This is a genomic window from Arthrobacter sp. NicSoilB11, from assembly GCF_019977375.1.
Taxonomy (GTDB): Bacteria; Actinomycetota; Actinomycetes; order Actinomycetales; family Micrococcaceae; genus Arthrobacter.
The window spans coordinates 3,040,408-3,064,805 of record NZ_AP024657.1 but is presented as its reverse complement, the minus strand read 5'-3'; the positions used below and the strand labels follow the sequence as shown (position 1 = coordinate 3,064,805).

Below are 24,398 nucleotides of genomic sequence, written 5' to 3'. Positions count from 1 at the left end.
CGAAATGAGCGCCCTGCTCAGCGCGGCGGAGCCCGTCACGCAGGCCCCCGTAAAAGCCCCGCCGGGTGGGCCGCCGGTTTAGAGCAACAGGCACGCTGCCGATAGTCTTGTGCCTATGTGTGGAATCGTGGGATACGTAGGCCGTCCGGTTGACGGTGCAATTAACGGTCACAGTGCCCTGGATGTTGTCCTTGAAGGACTGCGCCGCCTGGAGTACCGCGGTTATGACTCTGCCGGCGTGGCAGTGGTGTCCAAGGGCGCCATTGAGTCGCGGAAGAAGTCAGGAAAGCTGAGCAACCTGATTGCCGAGCTGGAGGCCCGCCCGTTGCCTGAGACGGTGACCGGGATCGGACACACCCGCTGGGCCACGCACGGCGGCCCGACGGACCGCAACGCGCACCCGCACCTGGCTGACGGCGGCAAGCTGGCCGTGATCCACAACGGCATCATCGAAAACTTCGCCGAGCTCAAGCTCGAGCTGCTTGAAAAGGGCGTCACGTTCCTGTCCGAGACGGACACCGAGGTCGCTGCCGCGCTGCTGGCCGACATCCTCCGGAACAAGCTGGGCGGGGACACCGCGAACGGTGGCCTGACCCGCGCCATGGAGCTGGCCTGCCAGCGCCTGGAGGGCGCCTTCACCCTGCTGGCCGTGCACGCGGACCAGCCCGACGTCGTCGTGGCCGCCCGCCGCAACTCACCGCTGGTGGTGGGCCTGGGCGAGGGGGAGAACTTCCTGGGCTCGGACGTGTCCGGGTTCATCGACTACACCCGCCGCGCGGTGGAGCTGGGCCAGGACCAGATCGTGACCATCACCGCGGACACGGTGGAGATCACCGATTTCTACGGCAACCCGGCCCAGGGCAAGGAATACCACGTGGACTGGGACCCGGCCTCCGCGGAAAAGGGCGGCTTCTCCTCCTTCATGGAGAAGGAAATCCACGACCAGCCCGACGCCGTGGCGCAGACCCTGCTGGGACGTTCGGACATCAAAGGCAAGCTGACCCTGGACGAGCTGCGGATTGATCCGGAACTGCTGAAGCAGGTCAACAAGATCATCGTGCTGGCCTGCGGCACCGCCGCCTACGCGGGCATGGTGGCCAAGTACGCCATCGAGAACTGGTGCCGGATCCCCACGGAAGTGGAGCTGGCACACGAGTTCCGCTACCGGGACCCGATCCTGGACCAGAACACCCTGGTGGTCTCCATCAGCCAGTCCGGCGAGACCATGGACACGCTGATGGCAGTCCGGTACGCCCGCGAACAGGGCGCCAAGACCATCTCCATCTGCAACACCAACGGCTCCACCATCCCGCGCGAATCCGACGCCGTGCTGTACACGCACGCCGGCCCGGAAATCGCGGTGGCGTCCACCAAGGCGTTCCTGGCGCAGATCACCGCCGCCTACCTGCTGGGCCTGTACCTCGCCCAGCTGCGCGGAAACATCTTCTCCGGCCAGATCAAGGACGTCCTCGCGGACCTGAACAAGATCCCCGCGAAGATCCAGACCATCCTGGACAACGCCGGGCCGCTGCGCGAACTGGCCCGCAGCATGGCGAACGAGAAGTCCGTGCTGTTCCTGGGCCGCCACGTGGGCTACCCGGTGGCCCTCGAGGGCGCGCTGAAGCTCAAGGAAATCGCGTACATCCACGCGGAGGGCTTCGCGGCCGGTGAGCTCAAGCACGGCCCCATCGCCCTGATCGATGAAGGCCAGCCGGTGTTCGTGGTGGTCCCGTCCCCGCGCGGCCGCGACTCGCTGCACGCCAAGGTGGTCTCCAACATCCAGGAAGTCCGCGCCCGCGGCGCCCGCACCTTGGTCATCGCCGAGGAAGGCGACGAAGCCGTCAAGGCCTACGCCGAGTACGTCTTCTACGTCCCCGAAACCCCCACCCTGCTCATGCCCCTGCTGACCACCGTCCCGCTGCAGATCTTCGCCGCGGAACTCGCGGCAGCCAAGGGCTACGACGTGGACCAGCCCCGCAACCTCGCCAAGAGCGTCACCGTCGAGTAACAGCCAGCCAATGAACAGCTGAAAGCCCCGGGCCCACTGAACCAGTCAGTGGGCCCGAGGCTTTCACCTTAACCCTGCCGTGCCAAAACCAGGTGTTTGCGCTGATGGCGGACAACCGCAATTTCCGGGGTCAAACCGCACCCTGCACCCGCTTCCGGCCAGGCGCGCCCCCGTAGAATGAAGCGCATGATCGTTGGCATCGGGGTAGACGTAGTAGACATCGAGCGGTTCGGCCGCCAGCTGGAACGGACGCCGGGCCTGAGGGACCGCCTGTTCGTGCCGGCGGAACGGGAACTGAACACCCGCTCCCTGGCAGCCAGGTTCGCCGCGAAGGAAGCCGTGGCCAAGGTCCTTGGTGCGCCCGCCGGCATGAACTGGCAGGACTGCTGGATCGGCCTCGACCATAACGGACCCACCGTCCAGGTCAAGGGGACCGTCCTTGCGGTTGCCGAGGCCAAAGGCGTCAAGCGCTGGCACCTGTCCATCAGCCACGACGGCGGCATCGCCACCGCCACGGTCCTGGCCGAAGGCTGACCAGGCAGCCGCCGCATGATCAACGCCTACACCGGAACGCAGGTCCGGGCCGCCGAGCAACCCCTCCTGGCCACCGGCCTGGGGGACGTGCTCATGCAGCGCGCCGCACACGGCCTGGCCGGCGCCGTCGTCCAGGAACTCAAGTCCCGGGGCCGCCGCCTGAGCGGTGCCCGCGTGGTGGTGCTGGTTGGCAAGGGCAACAACGGTGGCGATGGCCTGTTCGCAGCCGCCTTCCTTGCCGCCCGCGGAATGCGCACGACGGCGGTACTCACCGGCGATTCCGCCCATCCGGCTGGCCTTGCGGCATTCGAGCGCGCCGGCGGCCGGGTGCACCGGCTCACTGAATCTGCAATCCCGGGACTGGCGGCGGAAGCTGCCGCGGCCGACGTCGTCATTGACGCCGTGCTGGGGACCGGAGCGAAAGGCGGGCTGCGGGGCAGCGCTGCAGACCTGGTCCAGGCTGTCAGTGACGGCATCAGGAGCGGTTTGGTGGTGGCCTGCGACCTCCCGAGCGGCGTGGACGCCGATACCGGCGAGGCAGCCGGGCCGGTCCTTTCCGCTGACCTGACCGTGACGTTCGGGGGAGCGAAGGCCGGCCTGCTGGCGGACCCGGGCGCGGACCATGCTGGACGCGTCCTGGTGGTGCCGATCGGGATCGAGGAGCACCTGCCGCAGCCGTCCCTTCGCCGGCTGGAGGATGCCGAACTGGCCCACCTCCTGCCCCGTCCTGCACGGCGGGCCCAAAAGTACTCCCGCGGAGTGCTGGGAGTGGTGGCCGGATCCGAAGACTATCCCGGCGCCGCAGTCCTGGCGTGCCGGGGCGCCCTGGCCGCAGGAGTCGGCATGGTGCGGTACCTCGGTCCGCCGGCCGTGGCCGACCTCGTCCGGCAGTCCTGCCCTGAGGTGGTGTGCAGCACCGGGAGCGTGGCCGACAACCGGGTGCAGGCATGGCTGGTGGGCTCGGGCATGGGCCCGCAGGACCATGACCAGTTGACGCGTGCCCGCGATGCCATCGCGTCCGGACTTCCCGTCGTTGCCGACGCCGGCGCGCTGCCCGCGTTGCCGGCCATGCTCGCCCCGCACATGGTGCTGACCCCGCACGCCGGCGAGCTGGCGTCGCTGTTCCAACGCCTGGGCGGTGGGGAGGACCGGGAAGCCGTGGAAGCCGGAACCCTCGCCGCCGTACGCCAGGCCGCCAACCGTACGGGAGCCACCGTCCTGCTCAAAGGCGCCACCACACTCGTGGCGGCACCCTGGGGAGAGACCTTCAGCCAGGCGGACGGTACGCCCTGGCTCGCCACTGCAGGCAGTGGGGACGTCCTGGCCGGGGTCATTGGTGCGCTGCTCGCCCAGGCGGGGCCCGACGTCGGCCGCTTCAGTGAGGTGGGCATAGCGGCGGAGGGGCGGTGGGCCGCCATTGCCGCACTGGGCGCCGCGCTGCACGGGCGGGCAGGGCTGGCGGCGTCGGAGGCGGTGACAGGTGGTCCGATCACGGCAGGCGGCGTCGCGAATGCCATACCCGAAATTTGGGGTAAAGTCAGCATGCTTAGTAAATATGGAGCCTGGAAACGTAATAGTCACAGCCAACCACTACGGTAGGCATTAGTTCGCACCAGCAGCGGGGCGTTCCGATGCCCTCTGCTGCTGACCACAAAATGAGGAGCACGATGGAAGTCTGGCCTGGAACTGCCTATCCGCTGGGAGCGACCTTTGATGGCACCGGCACCAATTTCGCCCTGTTCAGCGAACGGGCCGAGCGGGTCGAACTCTGCCTCCTGGCTGATGACCTGACCGAAACGCGCATCGAACTGACCGAGGTGGACGGCTATGTGTGGCACTGCTACCTGCCGCACATCCAGCCCGGCCAGAAGTACGGCTACCGCGTGCACGGTCCCTACGACCCCGCCAGCGGCAACCGCTTCAACCCGAACAAGCTGCTGATGGATCCCTACGCCAAGGCCATCCAGGGCCAGATCGACTGGGACCCGGCCCTCTTCTCCTACGAATTCGGCGACCCCGACTCCCGCAACGACGCCGATTCCGCCCCGCACACCATGCACGGCGTGGTCATCAACCCCTTCTTCGAATGGGACGGCGACCGCCAGCTGCGGATCCCGTACCACGAGTCGGTGATCTACGAAGCCCACGTCAAGGGCCTCACCGAGCTCCACCCGGAAATCCCGGACGAACAGCGCGGCACCTACGCCGGCGTGGCCCACCCTGCGGTCATTGAGCACATGAAGAAGCTCGGGGTCACGGCCATCGAACTCATGCCCGTCCACCAGTTCGTCAACGACGGCACCCTGGTGGAAAAGGGGCTCAGCAACTACTGGGGCTACAACACCATCGGCTTCTTCGCCCCGCAGAACACCTACAGCGCCACCGGCGACGTGGGGCACCAGGTCCAGGAATTCAAGGCCATGGTCCGCGACCTGCACCGCGCCGGCATCGAAGTGATCCTCGACGTCGTCTACAACCACACTGCCGAAGGCAACCACCTGGGCCCCACGCTGTCCTTCAAGGGCATCGACAACCAGGCCTACTACCGCCTGGTGGACAACGACCTCAAGCACTACATGGACTACACCGGCACGGGCAACTCCCTGAACGTCCGACACCCGCACTCGCTGCAGCTGCTCATGGACTCCCTGCGCTACTGGGTCACGGAGATGCACGTGGACGGCTTCCGCTTCGACCTTGCCTCCACCCTGGCCCGTGAGTTCTACGACGTGGACAAGCTCTCCACCTTCTTCGAACTCATCCAGCAGGACCCGGTAGTTTCCCAGGTGAAGCTGATCGCCGAGCCGTGGGACGTGGGCCCGGGCGGCTACCAGGTGGGCAACTTCCCGCCGCAGTGGACCGAATGGAACGGCAAGTACCGCGACACCGTCCGCGACTTTTGGCGCGGCGAGCCCTCCACGCTTGGCGAGTTCGCCTCCCGGCTAACCGGCTCCGCCGACCTCTACGAAAGCTCCGCCCGCCGTCCAGTGGCCTCAATCAACTTCGTCACCGCCCACGACGGTTTCACCATGCGGGACCTGGTCTCCTACAACGAGAAGCACAACGAGGCCAACGGCGAGGGCAACAACGACGGCGAATCGCACAACCGCTCCTGGAACTGCGGCGTTGAAGGCGACACCGACGACGACAAGGTCCTGACCCTGCGCGCCCGCCAGCAGCGGAACTTCATCGCCACGCTGCTGCTCTCCCAGGGCGTGCCCATGCTGCTGCACGGCGACGAGCTGGGCCGCACCCAGCAGGGCAACAACAACACCTACTGCCAGGACTCCGAGCTCAGCTGGATCCACTGGGAAGCCATGGACCAGCCGCTGGTGGAGTTCACCGCCTTCGTGAACAAGCTCCGCCACGACCACCCGACGTTCCGCCGCAGCCGCTTCTTCGACGGCCGGCCGGTGCGCCGCGGCGAAGGCGAAAAGCTGCCGGACATCGTCTGGCTCAAGACGGACGGCACCGAAATGCTGCCGGAGGACTGGGGGAGCGGCTTCGGCCGCACCATCGGCGTGTTCTACAACGGCGACGGCATCCAGGAACAGGATTCACGCGGCCGGCGCATCACGGACGACAGCTTCATCATGGCCTTCAACGCCCACGACGATGCCGTGGACTTCTGCCTTCCCAACGAAGAGTACTCACAGTACTGGGAGGTCCTGATTGACACCGCGGCCCAGGCTGACGCGTATGAACCGCTCAAGGCGAAGGCAACGCTGACCCTGGACGCGAAGTCCATGGTGGTGCTGCGCGCCTACTCCGGCCCGGAAGCTGAAGTGGACACGTCCGCTGCCGCTTCACTGGCGTCCAGGGTAGAGCACGAGGAAGCCCAGGAGGAGATGGTGGAGGCCCAGACCAAGGCCGCGGAAGCGAGCGAGGCAAAGGCCGAGGAAACCAAGGCAGCCAAAGCCGAGGACGCCAAGGCTGCGAAGGCGGAGGAGACCAAGGCTGCGAAGGCAACCGAGGCATGAGGACGCCCGTCTCCACCTACCGTTTGCAGATCCGCAGCAGCTTCACCCTGTTCGACGCCGCCAACCAGGTCCCGTACCTGAAGGACCTCGGCGTGGACTGGGTGTACCTTTCGCCCATCCTCACTGCGGAAAAAGGTTCGGACCACGGCTATGACGTGACCGACCCCTCCGCCGTGGACCCGGACCGCGGCGGCCCTGAAGGGCTGCTGGCCCTGTCCAGGGCAGCGCGCGAGCACGGCATGGGCGTCCTGGTGGACATCGTGCCCAACCACGTGGGCGTGGCATCCCCTCCGCAGAACCCGTGGTGGTGGTCCCTGCTCAAGGAGGGCCGCGAATCACCCTACGCGGAAGCTTTCGACGTCGACTGGGACCTGGGCGGCGGAAAGGTCCGGCTCCCCATGCTGGGCTCCGACGCCGACCTGGACAAGCTGGAGGTCAAGGACGGCGAACTCCGCTACTACGATCACCGGTTCCCCCTGGCCGAAGGCACATACAGCGACGGTGATTCCCCGCAGGACGTGCACAGCCGCCAGCACTACCAGCTGATGGACTGGCGCCGCGCCGACGCCGAGCTGAACTACCGGCGCTTCTTCGCGGTCACCACGCTCGCCGGAATCCGCGTCGAAGAACCCTCGGTCTTCCAGGAAGCGCATGCCGAGGTGGGGCGCTGGTTCACCGAGGGCCTGGTGGACGGGCTCCGCGTGGACCACCCGGACGGCCTCGCCGATCCCACCGGCTATCTCCGCTGGCTGAAGGACCTCAGCGGCGGCGCCTACGTCCTGGTGGAGAAGATCCTGGAACCGGGCGAGGTGCTGCCGCAGGAGTTCGCGTGCGAAGGCACCACCGGATACGACGCGCTGGCGGACGTGGACCGGGTCTTTGTGGACCCCGCGGGGCAGCAGGCACTGGACGCACTGGACGCCAGGCTGCGCGGCTCCTCAGAGCCCGCGGACTATGCCGCAATGATCCGCGGCACCAAGCGCATGATCGCCGACGGCATCCTGCGCTCGGAAGTGCTGCGGCTGGCCCGACTGGTCCCGGAGTCCTACGGCCTCGCCCTGGACCAGGCAGCCGACGCCATCGCGGAGATTATCGCGTCCTTCCCGGTGTATCGTTCGTACCTGCCCGTGGGCGCCGATGTCCTCAAGGAAGCATGCGAATCCGCGGCAGCCCACCGGCCGGACCTGGAAGTGGCGGTGGGAACCCTCCTTCCGCTGCTGCTGGATCCGGCCAACGCCATCGCCATCCGGTTCCAGCAGACCTCCGGCATGGTCATGGCCAAGGGCGTGGAGGATACGGCGTTCTACCGCTACACCCGCCTTGGAACCCTGACCGAGGTGGGCGCTGAACCCACCGAGTTCGCCGTGGACCCGGAGGAATTCCACCAGCGGATGCAGCGGCGCCAGCAGGACCTCCCGCTGTCCATGACCACCCTGTCCACCCACGACACCAAACGCAGCGAGGATGCCCGGGCACGGATCTCGGTCATCGCCGAGCTGCCGCAGGAGTGGGCCGAAACGCTGGAGAGCCTTCGCGGCCTGGCGCCCATCCCGGACGGCCCGTACGAGAACCTGCTGTGGCAGGCAATCATCGGTGCCTGGCCGGCAAGCCGGGAACGGCTTCAGGGATACGCCGAGAAGGCGGCCCGGGAGGCCGGGAACTCCACCACCTGGACCAATCCCAATGAGGACTTCGAGGCCGCGGTGAAGGCCGCCGTGGACGCAGTCTTCGACGACGCCAAGGTCGCCAACGTGGTGACGGACTTCGTGGCCCGCATCGACTCCTTCTCCGCCGCCAACTCGGTTTCCGCCAAGCTGGTCCAGCTGACCATGCCCGGCGTGCCGGACGTGTACCAGGGCAGCGAGTTCTGGGAACGTTCGTTGACGGACCCGGACAACCGCCGGCCGGTTGACTTTGGTGCCCGGCAGGCTGAGTTGGCAAAGCTCGACGCCGGCACCTTGCCGGACGAGGGCACAGAGGCCAGCAAGCTCCTGGTCACCTCACGGGCACTCCGCCTGCGCCGGGACCGGCCGGAGCTGTTCCAGGGCTACACGCCAGTCCCAGCCACCGGCGCGGCTGCTGGGCACCTGCTCGCATTCACCCGCGGAACCGATGCCTCCTCCGGCGCCCTCACGCTTGCCACCCGGCTCCCCGCCGGACTGGAAGCCGGCGGCGGGTGGCGGGACACCGCCGTCGACCTTTCCACTGCCATGCGCGACGAACTTACGGGAGCCAGCTACGGGCCGGGCCCGGTTTTGGTGGCAGATGTGCTGGGTACCTACCCGGTGGCCCTACTGGTACCCGAAGATGGAGAGAAGGCATGACCCTGGTCAACGTTGGACCTGAGCGCTTCGATGTCTGGGCGCCGGACGTTTCATCGGTGGTTTTGTTGGCCGATGGCCGGCAATATCCCATGCAGAAGAAGGACACGGCGCCGGGATCGGAAGGGTGGTGGACGGCCCCCGACGCGCCCGCGGACGGCGACGTGGACTACGGCTACCTGCTGGACGGGGACACCACCCCCGTCCCGGATCCCAGGTCCCGCCGGCTTCCCGCCGGCGTGCACGAGCAATCCCGGACCTACGATCCCGCCGCCTATGCATGGCAGGATTCCGGCTGGCGCGGCAAGGACCTGCAGGGTTCCGTCATCTACGAACTCCATGTGGGCACCTTCACCCCCGAAGGAACCCTGGACGCCGCCGCGGAGAAGCTGGGCTACCTGGTGGACCTGGGCATCGACTTCGTGGAGCTGCTGCCGGTCAACGGATTCAACGGCACGCATAACTGGGGCTACGACGGCGTCCAGTGGTACACCGTGCACGAAGGCTACGGCGGGCCGGCTGCGTACCAGCGATTCGTTGACGCCGCCCATGCCGCCGGACTGGGCGTCATCCAGGACGTGGTCTACAACCACCTTGGCCCCAGCGGAAACTATCTGCCCAGGTTTGGCCCCTATCTGAAGCAGGGGGACGCCAACACCTGGGGCGACTCGGTGAACCTGGACGGGCCGGGCTCGGACGTGGTCCGCGAGTACATCCTGGACAACGCCGCTCTCTGGCTGCGCGACTACCACGTGGACGGGCTCCGCCTCGATGCCGTGCACGCGCTGCGGGACGAGCGCGCGGTGCACATCCTGGAGGACCTGGGGGCTTTGGGCGACGCGATTTCAGCCGGGACCGGGCTGCCCAAGACGCTCATCGCAGAATCGGACCTCAACAATCCGCGCCTGCTCTACCCCCGTGACGTCAACGGGTACGGACTGGCCGGGCAGTGGAGCGACGACTTCCACCATGCCGTGCATGTCAGCGTCAGCGGCGAGACCACCGGCTACTACTCCGACTTCAAATCCCTGGCCGTGCTGGCCAAGGTGCTGAAGGACGGGTTCCTGCACGACGGCAGCTATTCCAGCTTCCGCGGACGCCACCACGGCCGGCCCATCAACGCCGCCCTGGTGGACCCCGCGGCACTGGTGGTCTGCAACCAGAACCACGACCAGATCGGCAACCGTGCCACGGGGGACAGGCTCTCGCAGTCCCTGTCCTACGGGCAGCTCGCCGTGGCCGCGGTCCTCACGCTGACCTCCCCGTTCACCCCCATGCTGTTCATGGGCGAGGAATACGGCGCCACCACACCATGGCAGTTCTTCACCTCCCATCCCGAACCGGAGCTCGGGAAGGCCACCGCGGAAGGGCGCATCAAGGAATTCGAGCGCATGGGGTGGGATCCCGCCGTCGTGCCTGACCCGCAGGACCCGGAAACCTTCCGCCGGTCCAAGCTGGACTGGGCCGAGGCCACCTCTGGCGACCACGCGCGGCTCCTGGAGCTGTACCGGGCGCTGACGGCGCTGCGCCGCGGGCATCCGGAACTGGCGGGGCTTGGCTTCGGCGGGACGGAAGTTAAGTTCGACGACGACGCGGGCTGGCTGCGGTTCCGGCGCGGATCCGTCGAGGTCCTGGTGAACTTCGGGGACTCGAAGGTCCGGCTGGACGAGGCCGCCGGCAGCGTGCTGCTGGCCACGGACAACGGAACCACACTGGACGGCGGGTCCCTGGAACTGGCGCCCTGGAGCGCTGCGATCCTCAAAGCCTGAACCGACGGAAGAGAGAAACTGATGACGTACATTGCAGCAGGCGACCGCTACGAATCCATGCCCTACCGCCGGGTGGGCCGCAGCGGCCTGAAGCTCCCGGCCATCTCGCTGGGACTGTGGCACAACTTCGGCGACGACAAGCGCTTCGAGGAACAGCGGGACATCCTCCGCCGCGCCTTCGACCTGGGCGTCAACCACTTCGACCTCGCCAACAACTACGGGCCGCCGGACGGGTCCGCCGAGACCAACTTTGGCCGGCACCTGCGGGACGACTTCAAGCCCTACCGCGACGAACTGGTCATCTCCACCAAGGCCGGCTACTACATGTGGCCCGGTCCCTACGGCGAATGGGGCTCGCGCAAGTACCTGATCTCCAGCCTGGACCAGTCGCTGCAGCGCATGGGACTGGACTACGTGGACATCTTCTACAGCCACCGGCCCGACCCGGAAACACCGATGGAGGAGACCATGGGTGCCCTGGACTACGCCGTCCGTTCCGGCAAGGCACTGTACGCGGGCATTTCCTCCTATACGCCGGAGCAGACCCTCGAGGCCGCCCGTATCCTCAAGGAACTGGGCACGCCGCTGCTGATCCACCAGCCCAGCTACTCCATGCTGAACCGCTGGACCGAGGACGGTTCACCCAACCTGTACGAGGTCCTGGACCAGGTGGGCGCCGGATCCATCGCCTTCTCGCCGCTGGCGCAGGGCATGCTCACCGACCGATACCTCCACGGCATTCCTGACGACTCGCGGGCAGCGAAGGCGCGCTTCCTCTCGGAGGACTCCATCACCGAGGAAAAACTGGACCGGGTCCGCGGACTGCGGAAGATCGCCCAAGGCCGGGGGCAGACCCTGGCCCAGATGGCCATCGCCTGGATCCTGCGCGACCAGCCCAAGGGCTCGCCCGTCACCTCGGCACTGGTTGGCGCCTCCAGCGTCCAGCAGTTGGAGGACACATTGTCCTCCATCAACAACCTCAGCTTCTCGGATGAAGAGCTGACCGCGATTGACGAGTTTGCGGTTGAGTCGGACATCAACCTCTGGAAGCAAAACGCCTGACGGTGATTCTCTTTACGCAGCGGGACCGGGTGCACTGCGCCCGGTCCCGCTGCGTTGGGTAGTATGAAAAGGCGCCGCGCGGCGCCGAGCCAGCCGGCCGCCGTCGTACTGTCTGCGAGGCAAACCCGGCCGGCTGACGTTTGTCCCCAAAGGAGTTCTGTGTCTTCACATCCCATCCGTGTTGCAATCGTTGGCGTGGGCAACTGCGCCGCCTCGCTGGTGCAGGGCGTCCAGTACTACAAGGATGCCGATCCCGCAGAGACTGTTCCGGGCTTGATGCATGTTGAGTTCGGCCAGTACCACGTGGGTGACGTTCAGTTCGTCGCCGCGTTTGATGTTGACGGCAAGAAGGTCGGCGTTGACCTTGCCGACGCCATCACGGCCAGCGAAAACAACACCATCAAGATCGCCGACGTCCCGCCCACCGGTGTCACCGTCCAGCGCGGCCACACCCTGGACGGGCTGGGCAAGTACTACCTCGAGACCATCGAGGAATCCACTGAAGAGCCCGTGGACGTGGTCCAGGCCCTCAAGGACGCTGCCGTTGACGTTATGGTCTGCTACCTGCCCGTCGGCTCCCAGGAAGCGGCCGAGTTCTACGCGCAGGCCGCGATCGACGCCGGCGTGGCGTTCGTGAACGCGCTGCCGGTCTTCATTGCCGGGACCAAGGAGTGGGCGGACAAGTTCACTGCCGCGGGTGTTCCGATCGTGGGCGATGACATCAAGAGCCAGATCGGCGCCACCATCACCCACCGGGTCATGGCGAAGCTGTTCGAGGACCGGGGCGTGACCCTGGACCGGACGTACCAGCTGAACGTTGGCGGCAACATGGACTTCAAGAACATGCTGGAGCGTGACCGGCTGGAGTCCAAGAAGATCTCCAAGACCCAGGCCGTGACCTCCAACGTTGAGGCCGAGCTGGCGGCCAAGGACGTGCACATCGGTCCGTCCGACTACGTGCAGTGGCTCGATGACCGCAAGTGGGCGTTCGTCCGCCTGGAGGGCCGCAACTTTGGCGACGCCCCCGTGTCGCTGGAGTACAAGCTGGAGGTCTGGGATTCCCCGAACTCCGCAGGTGTGATCATCGACGCGATCCGCGCCGCGAAGATCGGCCTGGACCGTGGCATCGGCGGCCCGCTGCTGTCCGCGTCGAGCTACTTCATGAAGTCCCCGCCGGAGCAGTTCAACGACGACCTCGCCCGCGAAAAGGTGGAAGCCTTCATCCGCGGCGACGTGGAGCGCTAGAACTCCACACCTCGTTGCCGACGCTCCCTCACCCTCCGGGGTGGGGGAGCGCCGCCATTTAAGACGCCCCATCACTTCCTGCAGGTTTTCTGGCGACGCCCGCTCACTTTTGGCGGATTTTTCTACGACGCCCGCTCACTCTTGACGACTATTCTGGGGACGCCCGCTCGCATCTCACCGGCGAACGTTCAGTCGATCCCAGCTGAAAGTGAGCCCCGTTCAACTAGTCCCCGTTTGCGAACCCCGACGCCACCGTCGCATCCGCCACAGAGTTCTTCACGGCTCGCCTGATCTTTCTGATAGCGGCAGCGAAGCTGTCCTTCTGATCGGCCTTGTCGACGATGATGACAGTCCACCCGGCCGCTTCGAAGGCCTTGTCCCTGCGCCGATCGCTTAGTCGCTGGGCTTCCATAAGGTGATGGCCGCCGTCGTACTGGATAGCAATTCTTCGCTGCCGAAATCCGAGGTCGGCAGACGACGATCGAGGGTCTCCAGGATAAAGTGCCAGCTGCAGCTCTGGCTCCGGGAGACCAGCGTCAAACATGGCCAACCGGAGGAAGGTCTCGGGCGCGGAGTCCGATCCAACCCGCGCCAAGTCCAGTGCCTGCCGGGCACGCACAACCCCTTGAAGGTTTGGATGACGGGCAACCATGTCCCGTAGTTCCTCAATTGTTGAGTAGGCGCCCTCCCTGCCCTCCAGTTCAGGCCGGGGCAGCCGTACCAGTTGGTCCGCCATAGCCACCAAGTCTGCCAACGGCAGTAGCCGTGACATGTCCAGCCATGTCCGTGCCCGTGTGCTGATCCATATCCCCTCGACGAACTCCACCTCGCCAGGCTTCACAATGAGCCGGTGGCCGTGAATTCCTTTCCTGCGGGCTCCCGGAAGCAGCGTGGGCTTGCTTAGGTGAAGTTCATTGGAGTCGGACAACCAAGCGGGCAGGAGCGAACTCTGGAGGCGCGCCGCTGTCACATGGGAAATCCATGCGCCGGGCGTCGCCTCCGACAATGCGCGGGCAGCATGCTCGAGGCAGAAGTCCCATGCAGCAGGGCGGTAGAGGCCCCGGCTGATGTGTTCGACGTCGTTGTGACGCAGGCGGTTGTGGTCCAGTCCGGCGCTTCTTGAGCTTTCAAGCGTGAAGGGTCTGCCAGCCAGATGCACAGGCAAGGGAAGGCGGGATCGCATACTGCATTGTCATGCATATGTCGGATACCCGTGTTGAGTTATCCACAGGCCGTGCCGGTTCGCCGTTTTGCCCGACGCTCGCCGCGGAAGGGGGTGAGCGGGGGTTTGGTTTTGTGCTGCCAAAGGTGAGCGGGGGTTTGGTTTTGTGCTGCCAAAGGTGAGCGGGGGTTTGGTTTTGTGCTGCCAAAGGTGAGCGGGGGTTTGGTGTTGTGCTGCCAAAGGTGAGCGGGCGTGTCAGGTGAGGCCTACCGGGTTGCCGTCCGCGTCCACGTCCATGCGCAGGGCTGCCGGGACGGCGGGGAGGCCGGGCATGGTCATCACCGCGCCGGTCAACGCCACGATGAAGCCCGCACCTGTCTTGGGCAGGAGGTCCCGGACATGGATGGTGAAGCCCTTCGGGGCACCGAGCCGGGAGGCATCGTCCGTGAACGAGTACTGTGTCTTGGCCATGCAGACCGGGAGCCCGCTCCAGCCGTTCCGCTCGATATCGGCCAGCCGCTTCAACGCCGGAACCGAGAAATCCACGCCGTCGGCGCCGTAGATCTCCTGGGCAATGGTCCGGATCTTGTCCTCCACCGGCAGTCCCAGGGCGTAGAGGTGCCGGAAGCTGTTGGGCCCCTCCGCAGCCTGGAGGACCAACGCTGCCAGTTCGTCGCCGCCGTCACCGCCGCCGCCGCGACCCCACACGTCCGCCACGGCCGCCGCCACGCCTTCGGCAGCACACCAGGCCAGCAGCCAGTCCAGCTCCTCCTGGGAATCGGAGGAGAACCTGTTGATCGCCACCACCGGGGTGACCCCGAACTTCTCCACGTTGCGCACGTGCCGGCGCAGGTTGGCCACCCCTGTTTCGAGGGCCGCCAGGTCCGGCTGGGCCAGCCGGTCCTTGGCCACCCCGCCCTGCATCTTCAGCGCCCGCACCGTGGCCACTACCACCACGGCCGACGGCGCCAGGCCCCCGTACCGGGCCTTGATGTCCATGAACTTCTCGGCCCCCAAATCCGCGCCGAAACCGGCCTCCGTGACCACGATGTCCGCCAGCCGCCGGGCGGTCTGGGTGGCAATCAACGAATTACAGCCGTGCGCGATGTTGGCGAACGGGCCGCCGTGGACCAGGGCCGGGGTGCCGGCGATGGTCTGGACCAGGTTGGGTTTGACCGCCTCCTTCAGGAGCAGCGTCAAGGCGCCCTGCACCCCCAGGTCCGCCACCGTTACGGGTACCCGGTCGTAGGTGTAGCCGAAGGTGATCCGGCCCAGCCGGGAGCGCAGGTCCGCCAGATCCTTGGCCAGGCAGAAGACGGCCATGACCTCGGAGGCCACGGTGATGTCGAACCCGTCCTGCCGCGGCACCCCCTGCGAAGGCCCGCCCAGGCCAATGACCACTTCACGCAAGGCGCGGTCGTTCATGTCCAGCACACGCTTGAACGTCATGCGGCGGGGATCGATATTGAGCGCGTTGCCCTGGTAGATGTGGTTGTCCACCAGCGCCATCAGGGCGTTGTTGGCCGAGGTGATCGCATGGAAGTCGCCGGTGAAGTGCAGGTTGATCTCATCCATGGGCAGCACCTGCGAATAGCCGCCGCCGGTGGCGCCGCCCTTCATCCCCAGGACCGGACCCAGCGAGGGTTCCCGCAGCGCGATCATCACCTTCCGGCCGGCCCTGGCCAGGGAATCCGCCAATCCCACGGTGGTGGTGGATTTGCCCTCGCCGGCGGGCGTGGGGGACATGGCCGAGACCAGCACCACTTTGCCGTAGGGAGCCGGCGCATCGAGCTTGGCCGGATCGATCTTGGCCTTGAACCGCCCGTACTGTTCCAGGGCTTCCGGATTAACCCCCGCGGCAGCCGCGATGTCCGCAATGGGACGGATCCGGGCAGCCCGGGCTATCTCGAGATCAGAAGGGAGAGCAGACATCGTTGTCCTTTCCTGCGCAGCTTCATCCTGCCCAGTCCATTCCGGCGCCGGCAGGCGCCGGAGGCCTGCCCCTAAGCTAACAGCACCCGGGGCGCCCGCGAAGGAAAAGGAAAAGCCCATGACAGAAAAGCCGGGCGGGAAACCAGGGCAGGAACGTCACGAAGCGGGAACCACCGGGGCCAGGCGCCGGCCCACAAAATTCTCGACGGCGGCATGGTAGCTTTCCAGCGTGATGGCGGCTGTGCGCTGCCAGCCGGAGTTCTGGGCGCGGATGGCGGCGGCGCGGCCCAGTTCTTCGCGGGTGGCGGGGTCGTCGTACAGGGCTTCGAGGGCATCGGCCCAGTCGGCGGCATGGTGGCCATCCACCAGGAGCCCCGTCCGGCCGTGGAAGATGGCGCGGGACAGCCCGCCGACGCGGGTGGCCACGACGGGCGTACCGCAGGCCTGGGCCTCGAGTGCCACCAGCCCGAAGGATTCGCTGAAGGAAGGCATCACCACCACGTCCGCCGCGCGGAACCAGGACGCCAGCTCAGGTGCCTTAACCGGCGGAAGCTGCGTGACGACGTCGTCCATTCCTGCCTCCGCAACCAGGCAGCGCAGGTTGAATTCCTTGTTGCCGCTCAGGGCGCCCAGGATGGTGACGCGCAGGTCGATGTCCGGCCGGCGTTTGCGCAGCAGCGCCGCCGCCTTGACCAGGACCTGCGGGCCCTTCAGCCGTTGGATGCGGCCGGCGAACACCAGATGGAAGGTGTCCGGGCTGATGCCGTGCCGGGCCCGGGACCGCGCCCGGAATGCCGGCGTGAAGGTGGCCAGGTCCACTCCGGGCGGGGCGATGTCGATGCGGTCGTAGGTGGCGCCGTAGTGGGAAACGAGCTCGGCTGCCTCGGAGCTGGTGTTGGCGATCAGCCGTGCCGCGCCGTCCACGATGCGGTGCTCGCCCACCTCGCGCCGGCGCGGCTCCGGCTGTTCGCCTGATTCAAGGAGCAGGTTCTTGACCTTGGCCATGGTGTGCATGGTGTGCACCAGCGGCACGCCCCACAGTTCGGACAGTTCCAGCCCGGCGATCCCGGACACCCAGTAATGCGAATGGATGACGTCATAGCGGCCGTGGGGCTGCCGGCGGCGGATCTGTTCGATCTCGGCCACCATGGCGTGCAGCAACCCCGGCAGCTCCTCTTTGGGGATCTTCTTGGGCGGCCCGGCCAGGACATTGTGCACGCAGACGCCGGGATCGGGATGCTCGACAGCGGGCTGGTCGGCTGAGGTGGCGCGTGTGAAGATCTCCACTTCCACGCCCGCCTCGGCCAGGGCGGAGGCCAGCTCGCGGATATAGACGTTCATTCCGCCGGCGTCACCGGAGCCCGGCTGTTCCATGGGGGAGGTGTGGAGGGAGAGCAGCGCGACCCTGCGGATCAGTGCCACGGGACCTCCTTCCGGCCGCCGGCGGGTATCAGGGGAGCCGGCTCAGTGCGCATTCGATAAAACATTACTCCTTCCCCTAACGCCCGCCGCCCTCCCAGATCTTCCCCAAAGCCGGGAAAGCCTGCTCATAACCAGCCAGAAGCTTCGCGGCGAGGTCCGGCGAATCCACGAGCGGGTGCCGGGCGAAGGCTTCAAGGGCTGCCTCGCGGGCTCCGGTGCCGGCGGCCCGGACCACGAGCCGTTCCACCTCTTTGACCCGCTGGAGCAGCCGCAGCTGCGGGCCGTCCGGCGCCTGCTGTGGCAGGGGCACGGCGCCCCTGGCCGTCACCGTGCAGGGAACCTCGACGACGGCGTCGGCGGGGAGGCCTGGAATGGCAGGCTGGGGCGCGGGCGGGGCAGCCGTGGCGGAGGCGGGTGGGTGGCCTTCAGGTGTCCCGGCGGGTGCCGCCGTGTTCCGGGTGTTCAGGACCAGTTGGGTCTCCCCGCGGCCGGCCAGGGCCCGCATGGCCGCCAGCGCCACCCGCTCATAGCCGCCCCCGGCCAGGTCCTCCTCGGCGCGGCGCTCGCCGTCGTGCCGGGCCTCGGCCAGGTAGCCCTCTTCGCGGGAGCGCCGCGCCTCCTCCCACAGCCGGTAGGCGTCCGGCCCGGCAGCAGCCAGCCGCGGGTAGAGCTCCCGCTGCTGGCTGTGGATGGTCTCGCCCCGGGTCTGCGCCATGGCCTGCATCGCCTGCCGGGCTGCGTCGCGCTGGTAGTAGTAATACAGGTACTCGTTTGGAAGCATGCCCAGTTGGGCCAGGAACGGCTGCGGGAAAAGGCGGCCTTCCTCGAACGACTGCAGTGCGCCGGCATCCGCCAAAAGGCCACGCAGCACGTCCCGGCCGCCGGACTCCAGGCGGTACAGCCAGCCCAGGTGGTTCAGCCCGTAGTAGCCCACGCCGTCGAGCCTTCCCTCCGGCAACTGCACCCCGGCAGCGGCCGCCGCCCGCTGCACCAGACCGCCGGCAGAGTCGCAGATCCCGATGACCCGGTGGCCCAGGACGGGAAGCAGCGCCTCGGTGACCATCCCGGCAGGGTTGGTGAAGTTGACCAGCCACGCGTCAGGGCAGTGCTCCCGCATCAGCCGGGCAAGGCCAAGCATCTGCGGAATGGTCCGCAAAGCGTACGAAATTCCCCCGGCCCCCGTGGTCTCCTGGCCCAGCAGCCCTAGGTCCTGCGCCACCTTCTCGTCCGCAATGCGCCCCGCTGTACCGCCCGGCCGGATCGCGGCGAACACCACGGTGGTGCCGGGCAGTGCTTCGGCAGGATCGGTGGTGGCGTGGACCGGAAGACGGGCACCATCACCCACCGGCATGCTCTCCAGCACGGCGGTGACGGCATCAAGGCGCGCGGGATCGACGTCGTACAGCACCAGCTCGGTGACCAGCCCGGCAAAGCGGCCGGACACCAGGGCCCGGTATATCAGCGGCACCCGGAAACCCCCGCCGCCGGCAATCAGAAGCCGCATACCATGCAGTGTAGGCGGGGTGTCCCGCGGCCTGTCCACGCCCGACCAAGGCCCCTACCGCAGCGGTGCGGCACGGCGTATCCTGCGCACTATGGACGCCATCCCAGCACGCCCCTACGACCCCCTGGCTGCCGTCCGTTCACCGGCCGAACCCGGATTCGACCTCTTGCTGGCCGGGACCGTGTTCCAGGACATCATCTTCACCGGCCTGCCCCACGGGCCCGAACCCGGCACGGAAATCTGGAGCGACGGCATGGGCAGCTGCCCCGGCGGGGTGGCCAACCAGGCCATTGCCGCTGCCAGGCTTGGGCTGCGCACCGGGCTGGCAGCTGCTTTCGGCGACGACGGGTACGGGGACTTCAACTGGAAGATCCTTTCCGGCCAGGAACACGTGGACCTCAGCCTTTCCCGACGCGTCCCGGGCTGGCACTCCCCGGTGACCGTGTCCCTCTGCGTGGACCAGGACCGCTCCCTGGTGACCCACGGGCACTCCGCACCGGTGACAAATTCCGAGCTGATCGGAGACCCGCCCAAGGCCCTCGCCGGAATCGCTGAGGTGGGCCTGGAAGTGGAGCCGTGGGCCCACGCAGCCCACGCCGGCGGGGTAAAGCTGTTCGGCGATGTTGGATGGGACCCCAGCGGGGAATGGGCGCCCGTCAGGCTCGACAACCTGCAGTACTTCTACGCCTTCCTGCCCAACCAGCGCGAGGCCATGGCGTTCACGGGCAAGGACAATCCGTGGAGCGCCTTGTACGCGCTGGCGGACCACGTTCCGGTGGCTGTCGTAACCCTGGGCCCGCAGGGCGCCATGGCCGTGGACTCGGAAACGGGCGAGGAAGAATGGGTCCCGTCGCTTCCGGTCAAGGCGCACGACCCCACCGGAGCCGGCGACTGCTTCGACGCAGCCTTCATCGTGGGCACCCTGGCCGGGTGGCCGCTGGGGGACCGGCTGCGCTTTGCCAACCTGTGCGCGTCCATGGCGGTGCAGGAGGTGGGCGGCTCGCTGGCGGCGCCGGGTTGGGGCGACATTGCCGACTGGTGGAGACGCGCCAACGCCCGCCCCGAACGGCAGACGAGCCAGTGGCTGCGGCGCTTCGGGTTCCTCGCTGACATCATCGACGACGTGCCGCTGTCAGCCCAGCGCAGGGCGGCCGCCACCATCGCGCACTTGTCGGATGCTTAGGCGGCGTTGGAGGCCCTGATTATTCGGCGCGAAGTGCCCGCACTAGAATCACTTAGGTGACCTATCCCGCAACAACCGGTGAATTCAGCGCTGCCTCCGGGCCGGACCCCCGCCACGAGCGGTCGGCCGTGATCGACCTGGACGCCATCCGGCACAACGTCCGCCGGCTTGCCGCCGCTGCCTCCCCCGCGAAAGTCATGGCCGTCGTCAAGGCGGATGCATACGGGCACGGCGCCGTCCCCGTGGCCCGCGCAGCCCTGCAGACAGGCGCGGCCTGGCTCGGCGTGGCCCACATTTCCGAGGCCCTGGCGCTGCGCGCCGCCGGCATCGACGCGCCGCTTCTCGCCTGGCTGCACACCACGGACAGCAACTTCGGTGCCGCGGTGGCCGCCGGCGTCGATATTGGCTGCTCAGGGTGGGAGCTGGAACGCATCGTGGCCGCGGCCCGTGAGCAGGAGCGGCCGGCACGGGTGCATCTCAAGGTGGACACCGGGCTGGGACGGAACGGAGCCACCCCCGAGTCCTGGGACCGCCTGGTGGGGGAAGCCGTGGAATACCAGGACCAGGGCCTGCTGCGGGTAGTTGGCATCTTCTCCCACCTGGCCGTGGCCGACGAACCGGAGCGGCCCGAAACGGACCAGCAGGTGGCCGCGTTCCGGGAGGCGCTGGCCATTGCCGAGGACGCGGGCGTGGATCCCGAGGTCCGGCACCTTGCCAACACCCCCGCCACCCTGTCCCGCCCGGACACGCACTTCGACCTGGTCAGGGTTGGCCTGGGCATCTATGGGCTGTCGCCGTTTGACGGGCAGACTTCAGCAGAACTGGGACTCCGGCCCGCCATGACGCTGCGCACCCTCGTGTCGCAGTGCAAGGACGTGCCCGAGGGGCAGGGCGTCTCCTACGGGCTGCATTACCGCACCAGGACGGCGAGCACGCTGGCCCTGATTCCGGTGGGCTATGCCGACGGCGTCCCCCGGGTCGCCACCGGTGGACCCGTCCGCGTCGCAGGGAAGACCTATCCCGTGGTGGGCCGGATCGCGATGGACCAGATGGTGATCGACCTTGGGCCGGAGGCATCCGGGGCTGACCTGCAGGGCGCGGAAGCGGAACTGTTCGGGGACGGCGCCGACGGCGGGCCCACCGCGGAGGACTGGGCACGCGCCGCGGGGACCATCAACTATGAAATCGTGACCCGCATCAGCCCCCGTGTTCCGCGCCGCTTCATCAACGAGGACCAGCCGGCGGGCACCGGCCACGCGGGCAACGGGCACGGCCTGGTGGGCGCGCCCGGCTCGGCGGGGGCCGCATGAGCGCGGCCGGACAGTTGGCTGCCAACTGGGAAAAGACGTTCACGGCGACGACGGCGGAACAGACGCACGCGTTCGGCGCACGTTTGGCGGAGGTGCTGCGGGCCGGGGACCTGCTGGTGCTTTCCGGTGAGCTGGGTGCCGGGAAAACCACCTTCACCCAAGGACTGGGCGAGGGGCTGGGTGTCCGCGCAGGCATCATCTCACCCACCTTTGTGCTGGTCCGGATCCACCCGAACCTGCCGGATGGTCCGCGTCCCGGCGGCCCCGACCTTGTGCACGTGGACGCCTACCGGCTGGGTTCCGCAGCGGAGATCGACGACATCGACCTCGAAAACACCATGGACTCGTCCGTGACCGTGGTGGAGTGGGGACAGGACCGGGTGGAGCACCTCAGCGAGAGCCGGCTGGAGATCGACCTCCTCCGTGCCATCGGGCTGGATGCCGCCGGCAGTGGAGGTGGAAGCCTGGACTTCGACGGCGAAGACACCGACGAGCCCCGCACCATCGTGATGCGCGGCCACGGGCCGCGCTGGGCAACTGCCCCCGAACTGGGTGCCCCCGAACTGGGTGGGCCGGAGCTGGGTGGGCCGGAGCTGGGCGGACCGGAAGGAAGCACCCCATGCTGATCCTCGCGATTGACACTTCCGCGGTGGCCAGCGCCGCGCTGGTGTCCGATGCAGCCCCCGAAGGCGTGGTGGCCAGCTTCTCCACGGAGGACACCCGCAGCCACGCCGAGGTGCTCGCTCCCGGCATCCACACCCTGCTGTCCGAAGCCGGCGTCACCGGGCAGGACATCGATGCGCTGGTGGTGGGCGTAGGCCCCGGCCCCTTCACCGGGCTGCGCTCGGGCATTGCCACCGCCCGGACGCTGGCGTTCGTCTGGGGCAAGCCGCTGCACGGCCTGATGAGCCTGGACGCGGTGGCCCTGGAGGTAGCCGAATCCACCGCCGCCGTCCCGGAGTTCCTGGTGGCCACCGACGCCCGCCGGAAAGAGGTCTACTGGGCGCGCTACAGCCTGGGTGACGGGCAGCTGCCGCTGCTGGAGGACGGCCCCCATGTTGGTTTCGCCGCCGACCTGCCGGACCTGCCCGCCTTCGGCGCGGGCGCAGGTCTCTACGCCGACGTCCTCCAAGCCGATCCCGAGTTCGCGGGGGAGCAGCCCGACGCCCTGTATCTTGGCCAGTTTGCCCTGGCGCGGCTGGCTGCCGGGGAGGCCCTGCTGGACACCACGCCCCTGTACCTGCGCGAATCAGATGCCCAGGTACCCGGACCACGGAAGCGTGCACTGTGAGTACCACCCCGGAACCCCACATGGCAGGCGTCACCGTCCGCGACATGACCCTGGGCGATGTACCCGCCGTCGGCGCCCTGGAACACAAGCTCTTCCCCATCGACGCCTGGCCCGTGCAGATGTTCCTGGATGAACTCTCCCAGCCGGAAACCCGCCGCTACCTTGTGGCGGAGACCACCGACGGCATCGTGGGCTACGCCGGGCTGATGTGCATCGAGCCCATCGCCGACATCCAGACCATCGCCGTCGTTCCTGATTACGAGGGGCGGGGAATCGGCAGCAGGCTGCTCACCCAACTCATCGCCGAGGCCAGGCACCGCGGTGCCGCCGATGTCCTGCTTGAGGTCCGCGCCGACAACCCGCGGGCGCAGCAGCTGTACGTGCGGTTCGGCTTCGAACAGATCCACATCCGCCCCCGCTACTACCGCGACGGCGTGGATGCGCTCATCATGCGGCTCCAGCTGGCCGCACCGGAAACTGATGGCCACCAAGCAACGGAAGCAGGCCGGCAATGAACCGCTCACAGCCCCTGGTGCTGGGGATCGAATCATCCTGCGACGAAACCGGCGTGGGCATCGTCCGCGGCACCACCCTCCTGACCAACACCGTCTCCTCCTCCATGGACGAGCACGTCCGCTTTGGCGGCGTCATCCCCGAGATCGCCTCGCGCGCCCACTTGGACGCGTTCGTCCCCACGCTCGATCAGGCGCTGGCAGACGCAGGCGTGAGCCTTGACGAGGTGGACGCCATCGCCGTCACATCCGGGCCCGGGCTGGCCGGCGCACTCATGGTGGGTGTCTGCGCTGCCAAGGCGCTCGCCGTCGCCACCGGGAAGCCGCTGTACGCGATCAACCACCTGGTGGCGCACGTGGGCGTGGGGCTGCTGGATGACCGCGCCAACGGCCGGAAGCAGGAGCTGCCGGAGAACCTGGGCGCCCTGCTGGTGTCCGGCGGCCACACCGAAATCCTGCGGATCAGGACCATCACCAGCGACGTGGAGCTCCTGGGCTCCACCATCGACGACGCCGCCGGCGAGGCCTACGACAAAGTGGCACGCATCCTGGGTCTTGGCTACCCGGGCGGCCCTGCGATCGACAAGGTGGCCCGCGGCGGCAATCCCAAGGCCATCCGCTTCCCCCGCGGCCTCACCCAGCCCAAGTACATGGGCACGGCGGATGAGCCGGGGCCGCACCGGTATGACTGGTCCTTCAGCGGCCTCAAGACGGCAGTGGCCCGGTGCGTGGAGCAGTTCGAGGCCCGCGGCGAAGAGATCCCCGTGGCTGACATCGCGGCCGCCTTCCAGGAAGCCGTGGTGGACGTGATTTCGTCCAAGGCGGTGCTGGCCTGCCGCGAGTACGGCATCAAGGATGTCCTGCTGGGTGGGGGAGTGGCGGCCAACTCGCGGCTGCGGGAACTGACCGGGCAGCGGTGCGCGTCCGCCGGCATCCGGCTGCACGTGCCGCCCCTGGACCTCTGCACGGACAACGGCGCCATGGTGGCCGCCCTCGGCGCACAGCTGGTGATGGCCGGCGTCGAACCCAGTGGAATCGCCTTCGCCCCGGACTCGTCAATGCCGGTTACATTGGTGTCGCTGCCGGCCTGACGGCAGAGCGCCGGGGGAAAGCGAACCGTCGCGGGGCACTTTGGCGGGCTCCGCCGTCGTACATCACGATGG

18 protein-coding genes are annotated in these 24,398 nt (G+C 67.6%); 14 read left to right on the top strand and 4 right to left on the bottom strand.

The window, feature by feature from the left end; all coding sequences use genetic code 11:
• The first annotated feature begins 115 nt into the window (after positions 1-115).
• The 8 genes from glmS (at position 116) to LDO14_RS14120 (ending at position 12,919) form a co-directional block, all read left to right on the top strand.
• Positions 116-2,008 (top strand): glutamine--fructose-6-phosphate transaminase (isomerizing), encoded by a 1,893-nt coding sequence (gene glmS, locus LDO14_RS14155; RefSeq protein ID WP_134163725.1) that lies wholly within the window; start codon positions 116-118, stop codon positions 2,006-2,008.
• Positions 2,009-2,194: 186 nt separating this feature from the next.
• Positions 2,195-2,542, top strand: a complete 348-nt coding sequence (locus LDO14_RS14150; protein ID WP_013601780.1) for a holo-ACP synthase — start codon at positions 2,195-2,197, stop codon at positions 2,540-2,542.
• Positions 2,543-2,557: 15 nt separating this feature from the next.
• On the top strand, positions 2,558-4,141 hold the full coding sequence (locus tag LDO14_RS14145) for an NAD(P)H-hydrate epimerase (protein ID WP_223992241.1): 1,584 nt from the start codon (positions 2,558-2,560) through the stop codon (positions 4,139-4,141).
• 68 nt (positions 4,142-4,209) lie between these two features.
• The gene (gene glgX / locus LDO14_RS14140) at positions 4,210-6,522 is read left to right on the top strand and encodes a glycogen debranching protein GlgX (RefSeq protein WP_018769184.1); all 2,313 of its coding nucleotides are present in this window, start codon (positions 4,210-4,212) and stop codon (positions 6,520-6,522) included.
• On the top strand, positions 6,519-8,846 hold the full coding sequence (treY, locus tag LDO14_RS14135; RefSeq protein WP_223992239.1) for a malto-oligosyltrehalose synthase: 2,328 nt from the start codon (positions 6,519-6,521) through the stop codon (positions 8,844-8,846). Before glgX ends, treY begins: the two co-directional genes overlap by 4 nt.
• Positions 8,843-10,612, top strand: coding sequence for a malto-oligosyltrehalose trehalohydrolase (gene treZ, locus LDO14_RS14130; protein ID WP_144600011.1), 1,770 nt, complete (start codon positions 8,843-8,845; stop codon positions 10,610-10,612). The genes treY and treZ overlap by 4 nt, the downstream gene beginning before the upstream one ends.
• 21 nt (positions 10,613-10,633) lie before the next feature.
• The gene (gene mgrA, locus LDO14_RS14125) at positions 10,634-11,674 is read left to right on the top strand and encodes an L-glyceraldehyde 3-phosphate reductase (protein WP_223992231.1); all 1,041 of its coding nucleotides are present in this window, start codon (positions 10,634-10,636) and stop codon (positions 11,672-11,674) included.
• Between the two features lie 159 nt (positions 11,675-11,833).
• The gene (locus LDO14_RS14120; protein ID WP_018769188.1) at positions 11,834-12,919 is read left to right on the top strand and encodes an inositol-3-phosphate synthase; all 1,086 of its coding nucleotides are present in this window, start codon (positions 11,834-11,836) and stop codon (positions 12,917-12,919) included.
• A gap of 223 nt (positions 12,920-13,142) precedes the next feature.
• On the opposite strand, the gene LDO14_RS14115 is transcribed toward LDO14_RS14120, so the two are convergent.
• The 4 genes from LDO14_RS14115 to LDO14_RS14100 all read right to left on the bottom strand — a co-directional run bounded on the left by LDO14_RS14115 (position 13,143) and on the right by LDO14_RS14100 (position 18,939).
• Positions 13,143-13,745: an endonuclease domain-containing protein gene (locus tag LDO14_RS14115; RefSeq protein WP_223992229.1), complete on the bottom strand. Its 603-nt coding sequence runs from the start codon at positions 13,743-13,745 to the stop codon at positions 13,143-13,145.
• 591 nt (positions 13,746-14,336) lie between these two features.
• Positions 14,337-16,013 carry a formate--tetrahydrofolate ligase gene (locus LDO14_RS14110; protein ID WP_223992222.1) on the bottom strand — a complete coding sequence of 559 codons (1,677 nt, stop codon included), beginning with the start codon at positions 16,011-16,013 and terminating at the stop codon, positions 14,337-14,339.
• A gap of 156 nt (positions 16,014-16,169) precedes the next feature.
• Positions 16,170-17,435, bottom strand: coding sequence for a D-inositol-3-phosphate glycosyltransferase (mshA, locus tag LDO14_RS14105; protein WP_223992220.1), 1,266 nt, complete (start codon positions 17,433-17,435; stop codon positions 16,170-16,172).
• A gap of 76 nt (positions 17,436-17,511) precedes the next feature.
• Positions 17,512-18,939: a 6-phospho-beta-glucosidase gene (locus LDO14_RS14100; RefSeq protein ID WP_223992218.1), complete on the bottom strand. Its 1,428-nt coding sequence runs from the start codon at positions 18,937-18,939 to the stop codon at positions 17,512-17,514.
• A 91-nt stretch (positions 18,940-19,030) separates the two neighbouring features.
• Here LDO14_RS14100 and LDO14_RS14095 point away from each other — a divergent pair, with 91 nt between their 5' ends.
• From LDO14_RS14095 to tsaD, 6 genes are read left to right on the top strand one after another with little or no spacing between them, the layout of a single operon-like run.
• The gene (locus LDO14_RS14095; RefSeq protein ID WP_134163733.1) at positions 19,031-20,122 is read left to right on the top strand and encodes a PfkB family carbohydrate kinase; all 1,092 of its coding nucleotides are present in this window, start codon (positions 19,031-19,033) and stop codon (positions 20,120-20,122) included.
• 56 nt (positions 20,123-20,178) lie between these two features.
• Positions 20,179-21,432: an alanine racemase gene (alr, locus tag LDO14_RS14090; RefSeq protein ID WP_223992216.1), complete on the top strand. Its 1,254-nt coding sequence runs from the start codon at positions 20,179-20,181 to the stop codon at positions 21,430-21,432.
• Positions 21,429-22,058 carry a tRNA (adenosine(37)-N6)-threonylcarbamoyltransferase complex ATPase subunit type 1 TsaE gene (tsaE, locus tag LDO14_RS14085; protein ID WP_223992214.1) on the top strand — a complete coding sequence of 210 codons (630 nt, stop codon included), beginning with the start codon at positions 21,429-21,431 and terminating at the stop codon, positions 22,056-22,058. The genes alr and tsaE overlap by 4 nt, the downstream gene beginning before the upstream one ends.
• Positions 22,052-22,723 carry a tRNA (adenosine(37)-N6)-threonylcarbamoyltransferase complex dimerization subunit type 1 TsaB gene (gene tsaB, locus LDO14_RS14080; RefSeq protein WP_018769196.1) on the top strand — a complete coding sequence of 224 codons (672 nt, stop codon included), beginning with the start codon at positions 22,052-22,054 and terminating at the stop codon, positions 22,721-22,723. The genes tsaE and tsaB overlap by 7 nt, the downstream gene beginning before the upstream one ends.
• On the top strand, positions 22,720-23,238 hold the full coding sequence (gene rimI, locus LDO14_RS14075) for a ribosomal protein S18-alanine N-acetyltransferase (protein ID WP_134163736.1): 519 nt from the start codon (positions 22,720-22,722) through the stop codon (positions 23,236-23,238). The genes tsaB and rimI overlap by 4 nt, the downstream gene beginning before the upstream one ends.
• Positions 23,235-24,326 (top strand): tRNA (adenosine(37)-N6)-threonylcarbamoyltransferase complex transferase subunit TsaD, encoded by a 1,092-nt coding sequence (gene tsaD / locus LDO14_RS14070; RefSeq protein WP_223992212.1) that lies wholly within the window; start codon positions 23,235-23,237, stop codon positions 24,324-24,326. Before rimI ends, tsaD begins: the two co-directional genes overlap by 4 nt.
• Positions 24,327-24,398: the final 72 nt, after the last annotated feature.

Coding starts and splice junctions, on each gene's coding strand:
- tsaE (WP_223992214.1), top strand. CDS start 21,429: ATGAGCGCGGCCGGACAGTTGGCTGCCAACTGGGAAAAGACGTTCACG.
- glgX (WP_018769184.1), top strand. CDS start 4,210: ATGGAAGTCTGGCCTGGAACTGCCTATCCGCTGGGAGCGACCTTTGAT.
- treY (WP_223992239.1), top strand. CDS start 6,519: ATGAGGACGCCCGTCTCCACCTACCGTTTGCAGATCCGCAGCAGCTTC.
- LDO14_RS14095 (WP_134163733.1), top strand. CDS start 19,031: ATGGACGCCATCCCAGCACGCCCCTACGACCCCCTGGCTGCCGTCCGT.
- LDO14_RS14145 (WP_223992241.1), top strand. CDS start 2,558: ATGATCAACGCCTACACCGGAACGCAGGTCCGGGCCGCCGAGCAACCC.
- treZ (WP_144600011.1), top strand. CDS start 8,843: ATGACCCTGGTCAACGTTGGACCTGAGCGCTTCGATGTCTGGGCGCCG.
- tsaB (WP_018769196.1), top strand. CDS start 22,052: ATGCTGATCCTCGCGATTGACACTTCCGCGGTGGCCAGCGCCGCGCTG.
- mgrA (WP_223992231.1), top strand. CDS start 10,634: ATGACGTACATTGCAGCAGGCGACCGCTACGAATCCATGCCCTACCGC.
- LDO14_RS14100 (WP_223992218.1), bottom strand. CDS start 18,939: ATGCGGCTTCTGATTGCCGGCGGCGGGGGTTTCCGGGTGCCGCTGATA.
- LDO14_RS14110 (WP_223992222.1), bottom strand. CDS start 16,013: ATGTCTGCTCTCCCTTCTGATCTCGAGATAGCCCGGGCTGCCCGGATC.
- glmS (WP_134163725.1), top strand. CDS start 116: ATGTGTGGAATCGTGGGATACGTAGGCCGTCCGGTTGACGGTGCAATT.
- tsaD (WP_223992212.1), top strand. CDS start 23,235: ATGAACCGCTCACAGCCCCTGGTGCTGGGGATCGAATCATCCTGCGAC.
- LDO14_RS14150 (WP_013601780.1), top strand. CDS start 2,195: ATGATCGTTGGCATCGGGGTAGACGTAGTAGACATCGAGCGGTTCGGC.